This is a genomic window from Paenibacillus sp. P4_E11, assembly GCF_056401635.1.
Genome location: NZ_JBFUIX010000021.1, coordinates 32160 through 51153 on the forward strand (window position 1 = coordinate 32160; position 18994 = coordinate 51153).

At 51.0% G+C, this 18994-nt stretch carries 15 protein-coding genes; 5 read left to right on the forward strand and 10 right to left on the reverse strand.

Annotated features, from left to right (window positions below):
- Positions 1-68 precede the first annotated feature (68 nt).
- Positions 69-1541, forward strand: coding sequence for an S-layer homology domain-containing protein (locus AC1DWB_RS10855; RefSeq protein WP_477541072.1), 1473 nt, complete (start codon positions 69-71; stop codon positions 1539-1541).
- A 127-nt stretch (positions 1542-1668) separates the two neighbouring features.
- Here the strand turns inward: AC1DWB_RS10855 and AC1DWB_RS10860 are convergent, their stop codons facing one another.
- From AC1DWB_RS10860 to AC1DWB_RS10880, 5 genes are read right to left on the reverse strand one after another with little or no spacing between them, the layout of a single operon-like run.
- On the reverse strand, positions 1669-2766 hold the full coding sequence (locus tag AC1DWB_RS10860; protein ID WP_477541073.1) for a hypothetical protein: 1098 nt from the start codon (positions 2764-2766) through the stop codon (positions 1669-1671).
- 15 nt (positions 2767-2781) lie between these two features.
- Positions 2782-3801: a zinc-binding alcohol dehydrogenase family protein gene (locus AC1DWB_RS10865; RefSeq protein WP_477541074.1), complete on the reverse strand. Its 1020-nt coding sequence runs from the start codon at positions 3799-3801 to the stop codon at positions 2782-2784.
- Between the two features lie 21 nt (positions 3802-3822).
- A complete protein-coding gene (locus AC1DWB_RS10870) occupies positions 3823-5340 on the reverse strand; it encodes a UxaA family hydrolase (protein ID WP_477541075.1) in 1518 nt (505 codons plus the stop codon).
- Positions 5337-6833: a tagaturonate reductase gene (locus AC1DWB_RS10875; RefSeq protein WP_477541076.1), complete on the reverse strand. Its 1497-nt coding sequence runs from the start codon at positions 6831-6833 to the stop codon at positions 5337-5339. Before AC1DWB_RS10875 ends, AC1DWB_RS10870 begins: the two co-directional genes overlap by 4 nt.
- Positions 6830-7660 carry an amidohydrolase family protein gene (locus tag AC1DWB_RS10880; RefSeq protein ID WP_477541077.1) on the reverse strand — a complete coding sequence of 277 codons (831 nt, stop codon included), beginning with the start codon at positions 7658-7660 and terminating at the stop codon, positions 6830-6832. Before AC1DWB_RS10880 ends, AC1DWB_RS10875 begins: the two co-directional genes overlap by 4 nt.
- A 113-nt stretch (positions 7661-7773) precedes the next feature.
- Here AC1DWB_RS10880 and AC1DWB_RS10885 point away from each other — a divergent pair, with 113 nt between their 5' ends.
- Together AC1DWB_RS10885 and AC1DWB_RS10890 are read left to right on the forward strand one after the other, a co-directional pair.
- Positions 7774-8655, forward strand: coding sequence for a helix-turn-helix domain-containing protein (locus tag AC1DWB_RS10885; RefSeq protein ID WP_477541078.1), 882 nt, complete (start codon positions 7774-7776; stop codon positions 8653-8655).
- A 125-nt stretch (positions 8656-8780) separates the two neighbouring features.
- The gene (locus AC1DWB_RS10890) at positions 8781-10277 is read left to right on the forward strand and encodes a methyl-accepting chemotaxis protein (protein WP_477541079.1); all 1497 of its coding nucleotides are present in this window, start codon (positions 8781-8783) and stop codon (positions 10275-10277) included.
- Between the two features lie 248 nt (positions 10278-10525).
- Here the strand turns inward: AC1DWB_RS10890 and AC1DWB_RS10895 are convergent, their stop codons facing one another.
- Positions 10526-10855 (reverse strand): WYL domain-containing protein, encoded by a 330-nt coding sequence (locus AC1DWB_RS10895; protein WP_477541111.1) that lies wholly within the window; start codon positions 10853-10855, stop codon positions 10526-10528.
- A gap of 117 nt (positions 10856-10972) precedes the next feature.
- Here AC1DWB_RS10895 and AC1DWB_RS10900 point away from each other — a divergent pair, with 117 nt between their 5' ends.
- Positions 10973-11989, forward strand: a complete 1017-nt coding sequence (locus tag AC1DWB_RS10900) for a phosphotransferase (protein ID WP_477541080.1) — start codon at positions 10973-10975, stop codon at positions 11987-11989.
- Here the strand turns inward: AC1DWB_RS10900 and AC1DWB_RS10905 are convergent.
- Complete coding sequence (locus AC1DWB_RS10905; protein ID WP_477541112.1) at positions 11973-13820, reverse strand: ABC transporter ATP-binding protein; 1848 nt, start codon at positions 13818-13820, stop codon at positions 11973-11975. The genes AC1DWB_RS10900 and AC1DWB_RS10905 overlap by 17 nt on opposite strands.
- A gap of 58 nt (positions 13821-13878) precedes the next feature.
- Positions 13879-15618 (reverse strand): ABC transporter ATP-binding protein, encoded by a 1740-nt coding sequence (locus AC1DWB_RS10910; RefSeq protein WP_477541081.1) that lies wholly within the window; start codon positions 15616-15618, stop codon positions 13879-13881.
- A gap of 195 nt (positions 15619-15813) precedes the next feature.
- Here AC1DWB_RS10910 and AC1DWB_RS10915 point away from each other — a divergent pair, with 195 nt between their 5' ends.
- Positions 15814-16527: a phytanoyl-CoA dioxygenase family protein gene (locus AC1DWB_RS10915; RefSeq protein WP_477541082.1), complete on the forward strand. Its 714-nt coding sequence runs from the start codon at positions 15814-15816 to the stop codon at positions 16525-16527.
- A gap of 5 nt (positions 16528-16532) precedes the next feature.
- Here the strand turns inward: AC1DWB_RS10915 and AC1DWB_RS10920 are convergent, their stop codons facing one another.
- The gene (locus AC1DWB_RS10920; protein WP_477541083.1) at positions 16533-17372 is read right to left on the reverse strand and encodes a helix-turn-helix domain-containing protein; all 840 of its coding nucleotides are present in this window, start codon (positions 17370-17372) and stop codon (positions 16533-16535) included.
- 139 nt (positions 17373-17511) lie between these two features.
- Positions 17512-18858, reverse strand: coding sequence for an NADP-specific glutamate dehydrogenase (gene gdhA, locus AC1DWB_RS10925; protein ID WP_477541084.1), 1347 nt, complete (start codon positions 18856-18858; stop codon positions 17512-17514).
- Positions 18859-18994 lie beyond the last annotated feature (136 nt).

Genomic DNA, 18994 nt, shown 5'->3' on the forward strand with positions numbered 1-18994 from the left:
GTGATCACTGTAATCTAATCGAATTTAGTCGAATATCATTATATTACTAGAGATAGGGAGGAATTAGTTTGAAGCTATATCGGAGAACGTTCGCACTTTTCACAGCTATCGTCTCGCTGCTTCTCGTCACACTGCCATTGCCGAACACGTATGCGGATGTCAGTATTCATTCATTCACTATTCATGGAGACGGTAACCCTTATCTGATCGGCGGAACCGAAATTTTTTACACCTATTCGGATGACCGGGCCATATCCACGAATATTTCGAATGTAAAAGTTGACTATTCCACCGACAATGGACTGAACTGGATTGCCGTTCTTGATCTTCAGGATAAAGATAGTTCCGGCTACTTCCGCCTTCCGATTGATCCTACTGTAACGACAGCATTATTTCGAATTCGAGCCAAGTACTCGCCATTCATCGGTGGTGATAGTTATCCACAAGCAAGAGCAGGCCCGTTCCCGGTCATGCAGCCAGGTGAAGTGAGCGATTTGACAGCTACAGCGAACGATGACGGCTCGGTCACGCTGAACTGGAACGACAACTCCAACATGGAATCGAACTATTTGATCAAGCGAGTCGGACCGGAGGGGACCAAATATTTCAACGTGCAGAACAGTGCCGTGTTCGGCCCGATGTCGACTGTAGACAAAACGACGAGTAAAACAAAAAACTCATTTTATGGCTATTCCGTTACCCCAGTCATCGATAAATACAAGTTACCGGATGACGTTCTACCCGGAATAGATACCGTATTCGTAGTCAATAAAGCATCCCTGGGTGGAAAAGTATTCGATCTGGATATTATAGATTCGGTCGTTCGCGACTCGGTGATCAGTCAAATCGATAATAACAAACCGAAAAGCATAATTACAGGCGCTACTGATCTTAAGCCGGTAGATGGGGTCAAATTTCCCGATCTGAAAGGTAAGGTTGTGACCGAAAATCCGCAGGATGGAGCATCGGGTAATGCAGCAACAGCCGAAGCATTGCTGGATGAAGTGGTGAAGGGGGCCAGTGATTGGGCGAAGACCGATGTGAAGGTGGCGATTGTGCAGTCTCTTACGACAAGTGCTGTGCTTGGCCGTTATCAGGATCCGATCACACGCGAGCACTTTGCCGGGATCGCAGTCAAATTGTACGAAGCGTTGAGCGGGTATAAGGCGAGTGCCGTATCGCCCAACCCTTTCCAAGATACGTCCAGACCAGATGTACTGAAGGCGAATAAGCTAGGGATCGTCACAGGTGTATCCGACAATTTATTCTCGCCTTACACGGCTATTACCCGGCAAGAGATATGCGTCATGCTCATACGAGCAATAAGAGCCGCCAAACCTGCTGCAACGCTGCAAACGAATCAAGTATCGTCATTCAGCGATGAGAATCTGATTACTTCCTGGGCGCTCGAGGCTGTGAATATCGCGGTCAACCATAAGATCATGAACGGAATCGGCGAAGGCAAGATCGATCCGCTCGGCAACACGACGCGCGAGCAAGGAATTGTTCTCGTGAAACGAACGTTCGATGCATTCAAGTGATAAGTTCATCTAATCCCGTTTAACCCTCTAGAGCAGTTCGCTCCAGAGGGTTTAACAAACCGTAAAGCCCTACCGCTTCATCCCTTTCTGGGACGTCGGTAGGGCTTTATGATTGTAGTGTCCGCTGTTATTCTTCCAAGCATTCGCTAAGGAAGGCAGGCCTGTAGCCGTTATCTGTTGCCCACTTCACGGCCGTCACAAGCTTCTCCCTGTAATCAGGCTGATAGGCCGTGTAGTCTGGGTAGAAATATTGCTCGTGGACCATCAGCTCCAGAAAACCTGCTTCATGTACACGCGCCCGAATGTCCTCCAGCGATGGAACAACATCCTCCAGTCTAGTCCTGTCCAGCACCAGATCGATCTTGGCAAATACAAGATCCGTACTGTGATCCTTCCAGAAATCCCTATTATTCAGATGCTCGACGCGCGAATGGTCCAGATAGTAGGAAACCGAAGGCTTCTCCCCTGCAAATGTAAAGTACCCCGCTAGCGTACGGAACCCATATTGGTGCAGTGCCACACACCCCTCGCGGGTTGCCTCACCCCAATGGATCGTCGTAGCGGAATCAAGAAGCTCCTCACCGGCGAACCGGACAATCTCGCGTGTCACCTGATCGCAGTCCGGCAATATCACCTCGGGCCCTGCATCCTTATAAGGCATTCCCGGATTCTCTTGCATAGCGTGGAACGTCAAGCGCAGCCAATGCGAGTGGTCTTGCCACTCCTGCTTGTACTTATCCGGCATCTGAGACAGATCGAAACCGTCGGTTCGATAAAATAAGTTCAGATGCACCTTAGTCCCATAAGTATCATGTAGGTGTTTATACACATTCAAATACGGATTGTCGAATATCGACTCGTATACGTGACTATTCGCAGCAATATCCCGTAGAAACCAGATGTTGTCGTCTACCGACAGCCGGTATTTGTTCATGGCGTTTCTCAACCAATACACCGTAGCTTGCTCGGAATAACCCGTTGCTTCGTCGACGATCTCGATCGTATTCCGGTACCCGTCCAATCCAATCTCTGCGTAATAATTACGATCCATCTGCTCAGTTATTCGTCCATTTACGGTTAGCCTGCTACCTTCCGGCCCGGACAAACGAACCCGAATGTACAAGCACCCGTCCCGGACAACCCCGTCGTATTCGTTCAGCATGTCGCCGTCCTGCGGGTACACCAGCACTATTGAAGTCTTCTGCTCGCGATGCCCCTCGCTCATGAACTCGCTCACCCCTTATAATGTTACCATCGCCTTGATCACCTTCGACTCCGGCTTCAGCCAGCTATCGAAGTGCTCGATTATCTGCTCGAATGGGGCGCGATGCGTGATGTAGCTCTCTACGTCTATGCTCCCGCTGCGCACCGCTTCCATCACCAGATCAAAGTCTTCCCGTGTCGCATTACGGCTGCCCATCAAGGTCAGCTCGCGCTTGTGGAACTCGGGGTCGTGGAAGCCGATGTCGGCCTTCACTAGTCCGACGAAGACAAGCGTTCCGCCGTGTGCGACGAGGCTGAACGATTCGGTCATCGACCGGGCATTCCCGGTCGCATCGAACACGACGGTCGGGAGGTCCCCGCCCGTTAAGGCTGCCAGCTGCTCTTTCGCATCCGGCTGCGCAGCATTAACCGCATAGTCCGCCTTCGCCCAGCGGCGGCAGAAGTCAAGCCGCTCGTCCTTGATGTCCATCGCGATCACCGTCGCGCCGCGATGCTTCGCGAACGCCATCACGCCGAGCCCGATCGGCCCGGCTCCGATGACGAGCGCGACGTCGCCCGCGCGCAGCCCCGACCGGCGCACCGCATGAGCGCCGATGCTGAGTGGTTCCAGGACGGCGGACTGGTCGAGCGTCAGTCCTTCCGTCTTGATCAGATGGCTCACCGGCACGGTGATCCGTTCCCGCATGCCGCCGTCGACATGGACGCCGAGCACCTGCATGCTTACACAGCAGTTCGTCAGGCCGCGCCGGCAGGCGATACATGTCCCGCAGTGCAAGTAAGGGACGATGCACACCTGATCGCCCGCACGTAGGCCATCAACCGCGTCGTCGACCGACTGTACAACACCAGCTAGTTCGTGTCCCAACACACGAGGATAGGTGAAGAACGGCTGGTTGCCTTTGTAGGCGTGTAGATCCGTACCGCAAATCCCGATTCGCCGAATGCTTACAACCGCTTCACCAGCCGACGGCTCAGATGGTTCAGGCAACTCGGCAAGCCGCAGATCTCCCACTTGCTCGCATACGATTCCTAACATGGACCTACACCACACTTTCCGTTAAAGGATCACGCCATCCTTGAATATCGCGATCTCACGAAATCCATTGCGTTCGTTCTTAGTCTGCGCTTCACCCGACGCCAGCTTCACAATCTGCTCCCACAGCTCATCGGTCAACGTGTCCATGCTCTTGTCTTCCAGCAGTTGGCCCGCGTTGTAGTCGATCCAGTTGCTCTTGCGGGTGGCCAGCTCACTGTTCGTGGACAGCTTGACCGTAGGCACCGGCCCGCCAAATGGCGTCCCGCGACCGGTCGTGAACAGCACGATATGCGCGCCCGCTGCAGACAGAGCCGTTACCGAGACAAGATCGTTGCCTGGTGCTTCGAGCAAGTTCAATCCCTTATGGCTGACTCGATGCCCGTAGCCTACAACGTCCGTCACGATAGCGTGACCGCCCTTCTGCGTACAGCCGAGCGACTTCTCTTCCAATGTGCTAATTCCGCCGTCCTTGTTGCCAGGCGATGGATTCTCGTATATTTCCTGGTTATGGCGAATGAAATACTGCTTGAAGTCGTTGATCAAATGGACAATATCGCCGAAGACGTTCTCATTCGCCGCGCGATTCATCAAAATCGTCTCTGCGCCGAACATTTCTGGAACTTCAGTCAGAATAGCCGTTCCACCAGCCGCAATCAAGCGGTCTGACACGGTGCCGACCAACGGATTGGCGGTGATGCCGGACAAGCCGTCCGAGCCGCCGCACTTCAAACCCAATTTCAACTTCGATACCGGGACGGGCTCACGCTGGAATCCACGTGCATAGTTCACGAGCTCGTCGATTAGCTCCATTCCGGTCTCCAGCTCATCTTCAACCTCTTGCGAACGCATGAATTTCACTCGATCTTCTTCATATTCACCGATAGCTTGCTTGAACGAATCGATCTGGTTGTTCTCGCAGCCAAGCCCGACGACGAGCACACCCGCGGCATTCGGATGATTCACGAGAGAGGCTAACAGCCGCTGTGTGTATTTCAGATCGTCACCCAATTGCGAACAACCGAACGGGTGGGAGAAATGGAATACCCCGTCGACTTGTCCCTGGTACATGGCATTCGCCCGTTGCGCCAAGATGTCGCACGTTTTATTGATGCAGCCTACCGTGTTAATGATCCATATTTCGTTGCGAATTCCGACATCGCTGTTGTTTCTCACGTAACCTTGAAACGTTCGCTGAGACAACCCACCAGGTACGTCCGTTGGCAGGGCGGCTGCGGTAGCTTCTGGAGCTGCAACCGGCTCATACGTATAATCCAGAATCGCACCCAATCCTGTTCCCAAGTTGTGAGTATGCACCCAAGTTCCCGGTACGAGCGCTTCTTTTGCCTTCCCAATGGAATAGCCGAACTTCAGGACGTCTTCTCCTTGAGCAACAGCTTTCGTCAATATTTTATGACCCTTCGGTACATCGTTGAGTACCTTCAATTCGATTCCGTCTACCGATAAATGATCGCCCTTCGCGAAGGGCTGTAGAGCAATAATAACGTGATCTCTCGTGTTCAAACGAACCCAGCTGTTCATCTTGTGTTGTCCCCTCTCCATTGTGTCCAGTTGCTGCATACGGCAGCTTGCAAGCCCGGTAATTCAGTCAAGTCCCGTCCCCATAGTTCTGACCGCTTCAGTAGCTCCGACACGGTCTGTTCAAGAGGCTCATTCTGCTCCCTTGCATCCGTCCATATACGGGTAAGCATCTCAAGAACAGCAGCATCGTCGCGCACTGTATAACGGGTACGGTCCAGCGTCTCCCCCCAATACCCGCCATCTTCGTCACGCTGTACCTGATAATAGCGCAGCAGTCCGGCGAACGCTCGGACAAGGCGATCCGGCATTGGTTGCCCGCGTTCCGCCGCATGAAGCAACACCGGAAGCAGCCTGACCTTGAATTTGCTAATGCTGTTCATCGCAATATCTGCCAAGCGATGCTTGATGAATGGATTGTGGAATCGTTCGAACACCGACTCCGCGAATTGCCGCAACTCGCGCTCCGGCAGCGGCACGGAAGGAATAATATCCTCAGCCACGGCTTCTCTTACGAACGGACCGAACTCTTGATGTTCCATCACTTCGCGCACTTGTTCCAGTCCATACAGAAGACCAAGCGGCGTCATCAGCGTATGAGCTCCATTCAGAATGCGTACCTTGCGCAACTGATACGGCTTCAAGTCATCCGTCCAGATGACATTCAATCCAGCCTTTCGCAGCGGGAGCAGCCGTTCAAGCTCTTCCTCTCCCTCAATCGCCCAGAAGTGATACGGCTCGGCCGTGTTCAACATCGCATCCGTATAGCCCCACTCGGTGAACCACGCTTCTGCCTGTTCCTCCCCCGGATGACCGGTCACAATTCGGTCCACCAGTGAATTCAGAAACCGGTTATGCTCCAATACCCATGTCTTGAACGCATCCGGCAAGCGCCAATCACCTATATAGCGCAGTACGCAAGCTTGTAACTCGTCCCCATTGCGTTCGAGCAGTTCGCAGGGCAGGAATATCAATCCTCGGTCCGTTGCTCCATCGAATGCCAAGAACCTGCGGTACAAGAGGGCAGTAACTTTACCCGGATAAGATTCAATCGGCTTGTGTTCTACCCAAACCTCCGGCCGATACGTAAGTCCTGCTTCGGTCGTGTTGGACACCACAATTTGCAAATCCGGGCTTGCTGCAAGCGTGAGAAAAGCATTCCAATCAGAGTAAGGATCGAATGCTTTCGCTACGACGGTAACAATCTCTCTCCGCTCGACTCGTTCCCCTTGCTCAATGCCTCGAGTAACTAGCGTATACAGTCCATCTTGTCTAGCTAGTGCCTCGATCTTATGTTTCCCAGATGGACGCGGTTGTGTAACCGCAATGCTTCCCTCATACAAACCTTGGCTGCGGCACACATGGATCATCCAGTCCATGAACCCGCGCAAGAAGTTGCCTTCGCCGATTTGCAGAATCGTGATTGGACTGCTCTGCACAGACTCATATCGATCGAGGTCCGCCTGATCTAGTAGTTGTTTATTCAACATCTTCATAGCTTATAGAACTCCTTGGCATTGTGTCCGAACAGCTTCGACTGCAAAGGCTCGGAAGCAAGATCAGGCAACGCCTGTTCCAGCAATTCCGCCACTTGATCATAGCTTCCCGCCAGCAAGCAGACCGGCCAGTCGCTGCCGAACATGACTCGATCCTCACCGAACAGCTCTACAACTGCCTCGACGTAAGCGGTGAAATCGCTAGGCTGCCAAGCTTGATGATCTGCCTCTGTCACCATGCCGGACAGCTTGCAATAGATGTTCGGGTGCCGTGCGATCTCTGCCATCTGAGATTTCCACGGTTCCAGTTCCCCGTCCGCGATTCGCGGCTTAGCCAGATGATCGATGACCCCGCGTAACCCTGCTACCTGGTCAAGCAGACGGACGAGTGGGTCCAGTTGATTACTTTTGACTAGCAAATCTACTGGAACATCCTGCTCCGCGAAGTAACGCAACGCGCTAATGTATGACGGCGCCAGGATCGCTTCGGCATCCTGCATTTCCTGGATCATAAAGCGGAAGCCTACAAACTTGGGATGCTGCGCGAATCGCTCATAATGCTCACGATAAGACGGATTGTTCAGATCCAACCACCCGACCACTCCGACAATCGACTCCGAACTATCGGCTAGCGAGAGTAAGTAATCGGTTTCTTCTAAAGTCTGGGCCGCCTGCACTACAATCGACCCATCCATACGATGCTTCGTCAAATGGAGCAGCAGATGTTCAGGCAAATAGTCCCGGTTTAATACCGGCAGTTCCGGCGTGATCCATCCATAATCACCGCGATCGACTTTCCAATAATGTTGGTGCGCATCTATTCTCATGACCGTTTCATCCTCCAATGTGATGTTCTATCTATATTTTATCAACAATGTTAAAATAAAAAATAACGTAATCTTGCATATTTGTACTCTTTTTTGATATAGGAGCCTTGATCATGAATCCTGTACGCAAACGGTTCGATTCCAGCGTCTTTCCCTTCTCTCTCGTCTATAAAGATACCAAAAGCTCACAGAGCGAACTTCCCGATCATGTGCATGACTGGTACGAGCTTGTGTATGTTTATCGCGGCAAAGGCACCTTTTTCATCGATCAGACGTTTTATGAGATGGGGCAAGGCGATCTTTTCGCCATTCCGGGCAATACAATTCACCGGGCATTCCCCGATAAGGATGATCCAGTCACCTCGACAGCTGTGTTCTTCAGCCCGATTCTCGTGCAGCAGGCTTCGTTGGGCGATGCTTTCACGTATCTCCAAGGCTTCGAGCAATGTAAGGAACGCAAGAGCTACAAAATCGAGCACCTCCCGCAGCAGCAGGACTCGTTCGTCACGATTATCGATCAGATGCATGCAGAGCTGCAAGCGAAGCCAGTCGGCTACCGCCACGCCATTCTGCTCCACCTGCAGCAGTTGCTGCTGCTCTTCACACGAGAGCTGGACCCAGGGATCGGACAATACACAGACTCCCCTGCATTCGGCCCACTCTGGATGAAGGAAACGCTGCGCCATATTGACAAGCATCTGAGTGATGATGTCGGACTTACCGCGCTCTCCCAGCTTGTGTCGGTCACGCCCGCCCACTTCAGTCGGGTATTCAAGCAGCGTGTTGGCATGAACCTCTCCGAGTATATTACGACGAAACGGATCGTTAGAGCGAAGGAATTGCTTCTGGAAACGGATGATAATATCAGCTCCATCGCCGAGCGATGCGGATTCGACAGTCTGCCGCATTTCCATCGGATGTTCAAGCGGATGCTTGGCATGACACCAGCGGCATACAGACGGTCAGCCGAAACGGTGTCCCCTTTCCTTCCATGACCTAGCCCGTCCCGTTGAGACATAAGACTCATTTCACTGTATTCTGAAAAGAGGATTTTCCATATTTTCGTCGAATCATTGATCGAACACATAATATCGACATCATTCGACAAAGGGTGGGGATTATGGCTACAGACACACTAGTAAAGTCTCAAGTGAACAAACGATCAGGACAAAGACAATTATCATTAGAAGAACAAGACATGTTCCGCCGAAATTACGTCGTGTTTTTCGCCTTACTTGCCACCACGTTACTCGTCTATTCCGCTATACTCACTTTGGGCAATTCGATTGATTCCAGCACATGGACCACCCTCATCATGCAAACCGTCATTACAGTCGTTTATGCTGTATTGCATTTCAAGCGCTGGCTCATTTCATCCCTATGTTATATCGCCATAGTTGCAAGCGCTATCAGTTCTACATTACAAATGCTGCAGAAAGACGATCTGGTGACGAACGCTTTTTCCGCTTACTACTTACTCATTATGGCACTTGTGTATATGAGACTTTGGCCTTGGATCATAAGCGCCGCATGGGGATTGGGTTACACCCTTTACATAACGAACGGTGAAGCAACCGGCTCCACATACATCATTTTTTATATCTTGCTCTCCGTGCTAATGTTCTGCGTATTAAGGGTGTCTGATTACATGAATAAGACTACGACAGAGGCGAGAAAACAGACCGAACTGCTGCTAAATCAAATTGAAGAACAGAAGCGGCTAACCCTCGAGCAAGTAGCTGTCGTCTCTGACCACTTATCGACGATCTCAAAGACGGCTGAAGACGACAACCATTCGTTCGGCGATATGAACCAGGCGTTTCTTGAGATCGCTGGGGGCGCTTCCAATCAAGTAGATTCTACGTTATCGATCAATAACTCCATCCTGGAGATGAATGGCATGATTGCCGAGATGTCCGGCTCCATCCACACCCTGTTGCATCAGACGAACGATGCAGCCGCTCTATCCACGGATGGTACAGGCAGCATGAATAAGCTGGCTGAGACGATCTCTGCATTCAAGCTTGACATCGACTCCGTGACGAAGGAAACCGCCGAGCTAATCGAACAGTTGCATGAAACAAGTCAATTCAGTGTAACGATTCAGGATATCGCCAACCAGACTAACCTACTTTCTCTGAATGCTAGTATCGAGGCCGCACGCGCTGGTGAACATGGCAAGGGCTTCGCCGTAGTTGCTCACGAGATCCGCAAGTTGGCCGAAATGTCAGCGCAGGCAGCAGTCAGCATCTCTGAGCAACTGCAACAATTCACCGAGCAGTCCAACCAAACGCAGGAACGCATGAATCAAGTGGCAGAACGTATGTTGCAGAGCCAGGAGATCACGGGTCAGACGATTCACGCCTTCGAATCGATCAATCAGTCTGTCGCCATGTTGAACGAGCTGTCCGCCGGGTACAGCGGGTTGATGGACCGCATTACGCACTCGTCGTCCACGGTGACCGACTCCACGAATAACTTGGCCTCGATCAGCGAGGAGGCGTCGGCTACAATGGAGCAGCTGTCGGCCACGCTTCAGGCATTGCTGCATAACAACAAGAACAATCTCGAGCGGATCAAGTCGGCCGAGACGGATTTACGAGCAGTTGTAGGGTGATTCTAGGGTAATAAATACGAGCCTCTCGCTAACGGCGGTTAGATCGCCATTCGTGAGAGGCTCGATTTAGTTATATTAAAACCCGATTCCTCCGAGCGGCCGAACCTTTATAGCGCTACCCCCGCAAAATCAAATGCCGGCATCGCCCGATGAGTTCGACCACTTTCTTGTTCTTCAAAGACGTAGCATGCGCCCCCTTGTTCTCCCACAGCTCTGTGATCCACAGATCGTCTGGATTTTCTTCAGCCTCATAAAGTCTGCAGCGTCGAACGTCCCAACCGGAACACAGCCTCTTCGGGCCGACGCTCTGCGAGTGCATGGTCGAACAACCAATGTCGGCACAACTCGTTTAGCACCTGCTCTTGCCCCTTAATCTGCACGGTCTCGAACTCCACGGGTCCGGCGGGATCGGGAAGCTGATTGCCGAGCAATTGATCCTTGGCGGAGAACCCCACCGAACGCTCGAAGCGTCCCTCGGTCTCCCGCAGCCGGCGAATACGGTTCACGCGAAAGTTCCGCATCTCCCCACAGTAACCGAAATGCCCGACCGTGTACCAACTCCCTTTCCAATAGACGATGCCGGCAAGATATTAATGGTTTCTTAGGCGCTAGGCCATACACGCTCCCTCCTCTATGAATAACCTAGCAGATAGCACTATTCTCCACATTTTCTCTTGAAAGAGGTGATGTTGCCCATGGTAAATGCCTATACCAAAAGCCGAATACGCAAAATTGTCCGCCGCTTCGACCTAATTCCGTTGCGTTCAGACTCGATCGCGTCTCTTTATCGAAAGAACGCCATCGTCCGAGTACGGACGGAAAGCGGAACCTATGCGATGAAGCCCTTCTTCCGGAGTAATTTACTCCACTCAGGTACAATTGATCAAATAAAAACAACTGCAGACTATATACAGCATTTGATGAATAATGGCTTCAATTCCATGCCTAAATGGCTTGCGAGCAATTCAGGAAAATTATGGACTTTAAATCAAGGAAGACCCTTCTATGTATCCACATGGATAAATGGGAGAAGCATGGATAATCAAGAGGATTTCGAAAAGCTTGGACGAGCTCTTGCCTCCTTGCATACAACAGCCAGTCTCTCCTTCCCTATTAATGGTCCCTTTTATAATCATATTCGATTATGGCAGAACCACGATCGTCTCTTTCGCAGACGGATGGCAAAAGCAAACCAAACGAATAAATGGACCCGCAGATGGTATAATAGGTTCGGAGAATCCTGTAACCAGTTTTCTGATCGGTCCTGGACCGAATTAATGAGCCCGGAGATTGTAGACCTTTTTGCGAAGGAAATGATTTGTCCCGCATTAATACACTGCGATATTACTTCACAGAATGTCATTATCGCCGATGACGGACAGCTTTTCATTATTGATTGGGATCGCATTAAGTTCGGATCGATCTATGTTGACGTAGCAACAGCCCTCATGAACACGACTCGCTTTAATCCCGACCTTATTCATTCGTTGTTAAACGGGTACGAAGAACTTCGTCCTTTAGACCGGACCGAACGTAAAATGATTTCTTCCTTGTATCGGTTACCTCGAGAAGCTTGGTCTGCCGCTCGGTTCCCTAACAGCCCGAGAAGCCGCAACTTGTTAGATATTATGGAGCAAACATGGCCTCTCCGATTAAAGGCAATGGATTTATTAGATGAATGGGAACTAACACCAACTAAGCTAAATTCTTGAATTGATTGTAGACCATCCGGTTGTATACCCCTTGCTGCTCCACCAACTCATCATGACTGCCCTGCTCTACGATCTCGCCATGATCGATCACCATGATCGTATCGGCGTCCCGGATCGTGTTAAGCCGATGGGCGATGACGAAGCTCGTTCGACCCTTCATCAGCGTAAGAAGCGCATCCTGGATGTGTAGCTCTGTCCGGGTATCGATGCTGCTCGTAGCTTCGTCCAGAATCAGAATGGACGGATCGGCCAAGATGACTCTCGCGATTGCCAACAGTTGACGCTGTCCTTGGCTGAGGTTCCCGCCATTCTCCGTCAACAAGGTCTGATAGCGGTTCGGGAGCCGTTGAATGAAGCCGTCCGCATTGGCGAGCGCTGCTGCAGCCTGCATATCCTCGAAGGTGGCGTCCGGTTTCCCGTACTTGATATTCTCTTCGATCGTCCCAGAGAACAAGTACGTGTCCTGCAGCACAACCCCGAAGCTTCTACGCAGACTATCGCGGGTATATTCTTTAATGTCAGTCCCATCAATCGTAATTCGACCACTTGTAATATCGTAGAATCGAGTAACCAGATTGACGATGGTCGTCTTCCCTGCGCCTGTCGGCCCGACTAGCGCCAGGCTGCTGCCTTCCGGAGACACGAAGCTGATGTTCTTCAAGATCGGAACGTCTGGCCGATACCCGAAGCTGACGTCCTCGAACACGACGCGGCCCTTCGTATTGTGAAGGACGACCGCCGTCGGTGAATCCTCCGGCTCTTCCTTCTCCTCCAACACTTCGAACGCACGCTCAGCACCGGCCACACCCGACTGCAAGATGTTGAAGGTATTGGCCATATCGTTAAGAGGCCGGACGAATTGCCGGGAGTAGCTCAGGAAGCTGGCTATGACACCAACGGTGATATGGCCCTTCACGGCCATAATACCGCCCACAATGGCGATTGAGGCGAAGCCGATGTTGTTGATAACCCCTAGCAGCGGCATCAGGAAGCCCGACCAGATCTGGGCTTTCAAGCCGATTTCGTACAGCCGGTTATTCACCTCATCGAATTCTTCGATCGATTTCTGTTCGCGATTGAATGCCTTCACGACGGCAATACCGGAGATCGTCTCCTCAATATGACCGTTCAGCTTACCGAGCTGGATTTGCTGATTCTTGAACAACACGCTCGTACGCTTCGTAATGGTACGGGCGAGCACATACACTAGCGGTACTGTGATCAGACTCGCCAATGTCAGCAAGGGACTGAGCACGATCATCATCACAAGGGAACCTACTATCGCAATGGAGCCCGACATGAGCTGCGTCGTGGATTGCGAGATTGTATTGCTCACATTATCGATGTCATTGGACAGCCGGCTCATCACTTCTCCGTGAGGCCGGGAGTCGAAATACGACAACGGCAGCTTCTGCAGCTTCTCGAACAAGGTGCGGCGCAAGTTCATAACGACTCGCTGCGACATRCCAGCCATGAGCCAGCCTTGCAGGAACGTGAGCACCCCGTCAGCCAGATAAGCTACGGTAAGTGCGATCAGAACCGTTTCCAGCAGGGAGAAGTTCACCGATCCACCAGCAGATGCCGTCATGGCATCGATCGCTTTCCCGATCAGATAAGGACCGATTAACCCAATCCCCGCTCCTACAAGCAGCAGGACGAATAGAATCGACAACCATTTTCTTTCCTGGCCCAAATACTTCCACAGCTTCTTGAGCGTCCCCTTGAAGTTTTTGGGCTTCACCACGGCTCGCCCACGCATCATGGCTCCGCCTGGACCACCAGGGCCACCCGGTCCCGGTCCTCCTGGTCTGCCTGGGCCGGCATTCAACATCGGCAAGTCTGGCTGATCCGACCGCACTCTAGCTTGTTCATTAGGCTTGGACATTCGGTTAGGCCTCCTTGCCGGCTTGAGATTTGAATATTTCCCGATACACCTCACACTCACTCAGGAGTGTAGCGTGCTTGCCGATCCCTACGACTTCTCCGAAATCCAGAACGATGATCTTGTCGGCATCCATAACTGATGTAATCCGTTGTGCAATAATCAGGCACGTCAGATCCGCGGCATAAAGCTTCAGGTACTCCTTAATCTTCGCTTCCGTTGCCACGTCAACCGCGCTTGTGCAATCATCCAGTATGAGAATATTCGGCTGTCTGACCAACGCTCTTGCAATGGAGACGCGCTGTTTCTGTCCGCCTGAGAGATTCACGCCCCGTTGCCCGAGCACACTATCATAGCCTTCAGGCAAGTTGGAGATGAAGGTATGCGCTTCCGCCATCTCGGCAGCTCGCTGCACCTCCTCAACAGAAGCGCCCTCTTTCCCCCAGCGAATATTGTCCATAATGGAGCCTGTGAATAGTATCGACTTCTGTGGAACGATCGAGATCGTTTCTCTTAACAGCGCTGGGTCAACTTGCTTCACATCTACACCGTCGACCTTCACCGTGCCGAAATCGGCATCGTAAAACCGAGGAATCAGATGGACAAGGCTGCTCTTGCCAGAGCCTGTAGACCCGATAATCCCTACAGTTTCTCCAGGCATGACTGTCAACGAGATGTTCTTGATTACAGGCTCACCAGAAGCTCCTTCATACGAGAAGCTAACATTGTCGAAGTCGATCCTGCCCTTGACAACGGATTCTCGCCGTACATCTGCAGCATCCGAGTTCTCGTCCCATGTCATCGTATTGACTTGCGTGAACACTTCTCCGATTCTCGAAGCCGACGCTCTTGCCCGGACGAACATATTGAACACCATCGATATCGTCATCAGCGAGAACAAGATCATCGTCATATAGTTGATGAAGGCGATAATATGACCGACTTGAATCGAACCATTGTCTACACCCAAGCCTCCGAACCAAATGACTACGATAATTCCGAAATTGACGGTGAGCATAATAGCGGGGTTGAACACCGACATTGCCCGCATAACCGTAACGGATCGATCCTTATACTCTGTATTCGCTTGCTTGAACTTATTCACTTCATAGTCGAATCGGTTAAACGCTTTCACGACTCGAACGCCTGACAAGTATTCACGCATGACGCTGTTCACACGATCGAGCGATTTCTGTACCTTCATGAACCGTGGAAAGCCGATCTTCATGTTCAGCGCGACCAATAGGGCAACTAATGGAACGACCACTGCGAGTACCAATGCCAGCTTCGGGTTGAGACGAGCAGCCATAATGAGACTTCCAATACATAACAATGGCGCTTTTACAAAAATCCGCATAAGTCCGTTCATGAAATTCTGTACTTGTGTAACGTCATTCGTCAGTCTCGTAACGAGGGAAGCCCTTTCAAATCGATCGATGTTGTCGAAGGACAACGTCTGGATTTTGCGAAATAGATCACTGCGTAGTTCGGTCCCGAACTTCTGTGACACATGACTCGCTACAATATTGCGCGTAGACGCAGCAATTGCCCCAAGTGCCGTTATGAGCAGCATGAGACCGCCCATCTTCCAGACGTAGCCCATATCTCGGCCTTCGACTCCTACATCGATTATCTTCGCCATAATAGTCGGCTGCATTAGATCGCAGATCGTTTCGAATGTGACGAATAGTACAGCGATGAAGAAAAACTTTCCATGCCTTCTGGCATATGTACCAAGAAAACCCATCTGCGATCCTCCTTGCGCTAAATATTGCTCACTACTAAGAAATATACTCCTATAAACTGAATTTGTCACAGGTAGTTTAGTGAACAAAATTACAAGTTTTCTTTGCTCCTTCAAGAAGAATGCTGCGATGTTCTCCTGTATATTGAACTTACAACTTGATTTCACAAACACCAAACCGAATCCTGGAGGCGTATTATGCAAACACTACAAAATGTATCCAATTTTAAATTAACCGAGGAAATGATTGAGGATTTTTATCGCGAAGGGTATTTCTATGCACCAGGGCTCATAACGGCTGAAGCCGTACAAGCAATCAATGAAGAACACGAGAGCTTCGCCTCGGGCCAGAAGGCAGGTACATGGCAATCGAATGCGTTCCAGGATTTCGCCAAGCATGGACCGGTATTCCCGATGACTCAGCGTATGTTGACCGACCGCGTGTTAGTCGAAGTATACGAAGCCATATTAGGAAGCGATGTCCGTCTATGGATGGGGATGTACGCTGTAGTGCCGCCTCACGGTAACGGTCTGGCCTGGCACCAGGACAATATGTATACGCATATTCTGGGACACATGTTGAACGGCTTCATCGCTCTGGATACGATCACTCAGCAAAATGCTGGATTATGGCTTGCTCCGCGCTCACATCGACTCGGCCGCCAAGCGAATTTGAATGCACCAGGGGAACATCGTCGTGCTGCGGAACCTGAGAACGGCATGCCTTGCCAACCGATGGCGCCTGGCGACGCGGTGATCTTCCACCGGGAGACGCTGCATGCCAGCAAACAGAACTATACCGACCAAGTACGTCGTGCTTTCGCCTTTCAAGTCGCCTCATCTACTTGTCGTTATGCCGAGACCGGTAAGCTTCTCCTGGATCGTGAGTTGATCTCGAATAGGAAAGTGTAGTCCTCTTATTTAAGCTGACGGCGCCGATCTCTCGGGGTTACTCCCCAGAAGCGTTTGAATTCCTTGTTGAAGTAACTAAGGGAATGAAAGCCACATTCGAAGGCGATATCCGTTACCGACTTACCGCTGTGCTGCAGCATCGATGAAGCGGTCTGCAGCCGCAGCCTGTTAATGAATTCGTTCGGCGTGACACCGGTTACAAGACGAAAGGATCGGTAGAACCACGTTTTACCTAATCCGGATAGTCGAATCATCTGCTCTATATCGGTCTCCTCCGCGAAGTGAGCAAGCAAATACTCGATGGATCGAATGATACCTTCGTGTATTTGTTTCGTTTCCGTTGCGTTATCCATACTCTTATGATAGTAACGGAATATCGCCACGATAATGTCTATCAGGTGTGTCCATTGCTTCGCTTGCCAACCTGGTTCTTGAGAGCGTTCCTCCTGTACCGATGCTTCAGCAGAAGCCCGTACAGTCTGTGCACATACCGAATCAGCTGGAATAAGCGGTGAGAATAGCTCAACGGCATAGAATGGCGCGAGCAGCTTGTATCCTTCTGGAATAAGCCGGATTACAGAAGGCGAGAAGAGCACCATGATCCATTCAACCGGTCTGGCTGAATCACGGGTCAAGTTATAATGAGGTTCGAACGGCCTGTACAGAAACACTTCGCCGGCCTTACCATAATAATCTTGTTTCAAAGTGCGGAAAGTGGCCTCTTCGTTCAAGACAATGCTAATTTCCAACGCATCATGGATGTGGACCTCATGGTCGGTCAAATTGCCGAACTTACGTTTGATGTAAAACTCCCGCTCCAATCGTACATCTTCAAAGTATGGCATGTTCTCACCCCGTTGTAATGTTATCTTCTCCCTCTATAATATAGGAGATAACGGTGTAAGCGACAACTAGCAATATAAATAACCGACCGTGCTACTGACTGGAAACCCAGTCCGCGCACGGTCGGTTTGTTATTGATCTCTAGACGATACCTTGAACCAACATCGCGTCCGCCACTTTCAAGAAACCGGCGATATTCGCTCCAACGACCAAGTTGCCTTCATGTCCGTACTCGGCAGCCGCTTGAACGCTGTTCTGGTAAATATTTCTCATAATCCCATGCAGCTTCGCGTCAACTTCCTCGAACGACCATGACTGTCTCATGCTGTTCTGTGACATTTCCAGTGCAGATACGGCTACACCACCCGCATTGGCCGCTTTGGCTGGTCCGAACAACACGTTGTTGCTATGAAACACTTCAATCGCTTCCAGAGTAGATGGCATATTCGCGCCTTCGGCTACCGCCTTCACCCCGTTAGCAACGAGTGTCTTAGCTGCATGCTCGTCGATCTCGTTCTGAGTCGCACATGGCAGTGCGATATCACATGGAACTGTCCAGATCGCCTGGCAACCTGCAACATACTTCGCACCTGGGTGAAACTTGACGTATTCGCTCAACCGGGCACGTTCTACTTCCTTCAATCGCTTCAAGGTATCCAGGTTAATGCCGGCCTCGTCAACTATATAGCCATCCGAATCACTGCAAGCCACGACTTTAGCACCCAACTGGGACGCTTTCTCGATCGCATAGATGGACACATTTCCGGAACCAGACACTACCACTGTGCTGCCCTCAAGGAACAATCCGTTACCCTTCAACATTTCTTCTACGAAATAAACGGCTCCGTAGCCTGTAGCTTCCGTCCTTGTGAGACTACCACCATACAGCAACCCTTTACCTGTAAGCACGCCCGCTTCGAATCCGTGAATGCGTTTGTATTGCCCGAACATATAGCCGATTTCTCTGGCTCCTACGCCAATGTCACCAGCCGGTACGTCCATATCTGCACCGATATACTTGCCCAATTCGGTCATGAAGCTTTGTGTGAACCGCATAACTTCTCCGTCGGATTTGCCCTTCGGATCGAAGTCGGACCCTCCCTTACCGCCGCCGATAGCTTGTCCGGTCAGCGAGTTCTTGAACGTCTGCTCGAAGCCCAGGAACTTAATGATGCTGGCGTTAACGGACGAGTGGAATCTTAGACCGCCCTTGTAGGGTCCGATCGCGCTGTTGAACTGAACCCGGAAACCGCGATTCACTCTTGTTCGTCCACGATCGTCTACCCAGGGTACTCGGAATGAGACGACTCGCTCTGGCTCTACGATTCGCTCAAGAATGCCGGCTTCCATGTACTTCGGGTGTTTTTCAAAAACAGGTACCAACGACTCCAATATTTCTTGGACCGCTTGATGAAATTCGCTCTCATGGGGATTGCGCAACTTCACCGTTTCGAACACTTCGTCAACGTACTTCCTGGCATCATTCATTCGGTTATTTCCCTTTCCTTCTCCCTTGTTTCTCTAATTATGAGGTGTGAGATAACTAATATTTTAAATCGTTTGGAGATTTTTTTCAATGGCTGACAGTAAATACAATAAACCGTTCTCCTGTAGCCAGAACGGC

What these genes read in the sequence shown, in the direction of transcription:
- AC1DWB_RS10860 (WP_477541073.1), bottom strand. Translation starts at nt 2,766, where the DNA reads ATGAGCGAGGGGCATCGCGAGCAGAAGACTTCAATAGTGCTGGTGTAC.
- AC1DWB_RS10865 (WP_477541074.1), bottom strand. Translation starts at nt 3,801, where the DNA reads ATGTTAGGAATCGTATGCGAGCAAGTGGGAGATCTGCGGCTTGCCGAG.
- AC1DWB_RS10870 (WP_477541075.1), bottom strand. Translation starts at nt 5,340, where the DNA reads ATGAACAGCTGGGTTCGTTTGAACACGAGAGATCACGTTATTATTGCT.
- AC1DWB_RS10875 (WP_477541076.1), bottom strand. Translation starts at nt 6,833, where the DNA reads ATGAAGATGTTGAATAAACAACTACTAGATCAGGCGGACCTCGATCGA.
- AC1DWB_RS10880 (WP_477541077.1), bottom strand. Translation starts at nt 7,660, where the DNA reads ATGAGAATAGATGCGCACCAACATTATTGGAAAGTCGATCGCGGTGAT.
- AC1DWB_RS10885 (WP_477541078.1), top strand. Translation starts at nt 7,774, where the DNA reads ATGAATCCTGTACGCAAACGGTTCGATTCCAGCGTCTTTCCCTTCTCT.
- AC1DWB_RS10890 (WP_477541079.1), top strand. Translation starts at nt 8,781, where the DNA reads ATGGCTACAGACACACTAGTAAAGTCTCAAGTGAACAAACGATCAGGA.
- AC1DWB_RS10900 (WP_477541080.1), top strand. Translation starts at nt 10,973, where the DNA reads ATGGTAAATGCCTATACCAAAAGCCGAATACGCAAAATTGTCCGCCGC.
- AC1DWB_RS10910 (WP_477541081.1), bottom strand. Translation starts at nt 15,618, where the DNA reads ATGGGTTTTCTTGGTACATATGCCAGAAGGCATGGAAAGTTTTTCTTC.
- AC1DWB_RS10915 (WP_477541082.1), top strand. Translation starts at nt 15,814, where the DNA reads ATGCAAACACTACAAAATGTATCCAATTTTAAATTAACCGAGGAAATG.
- AC1DWB_RS10920 (WP_477541083.1), bottom strand. Translation starts at nt 17,372, where the DNA reads ATGCCATACTTTGAAGATGTACGATTGGAGCGGGAGTTTTACATCAAA.
- gdhA (WP_477541084.1), bottom strand. Translation starts at nt 18,858, where the DNA reads ATGAATGATGCCAGGAAGTACGTTGACGAAGTGTTCGAAACGGTGAAG.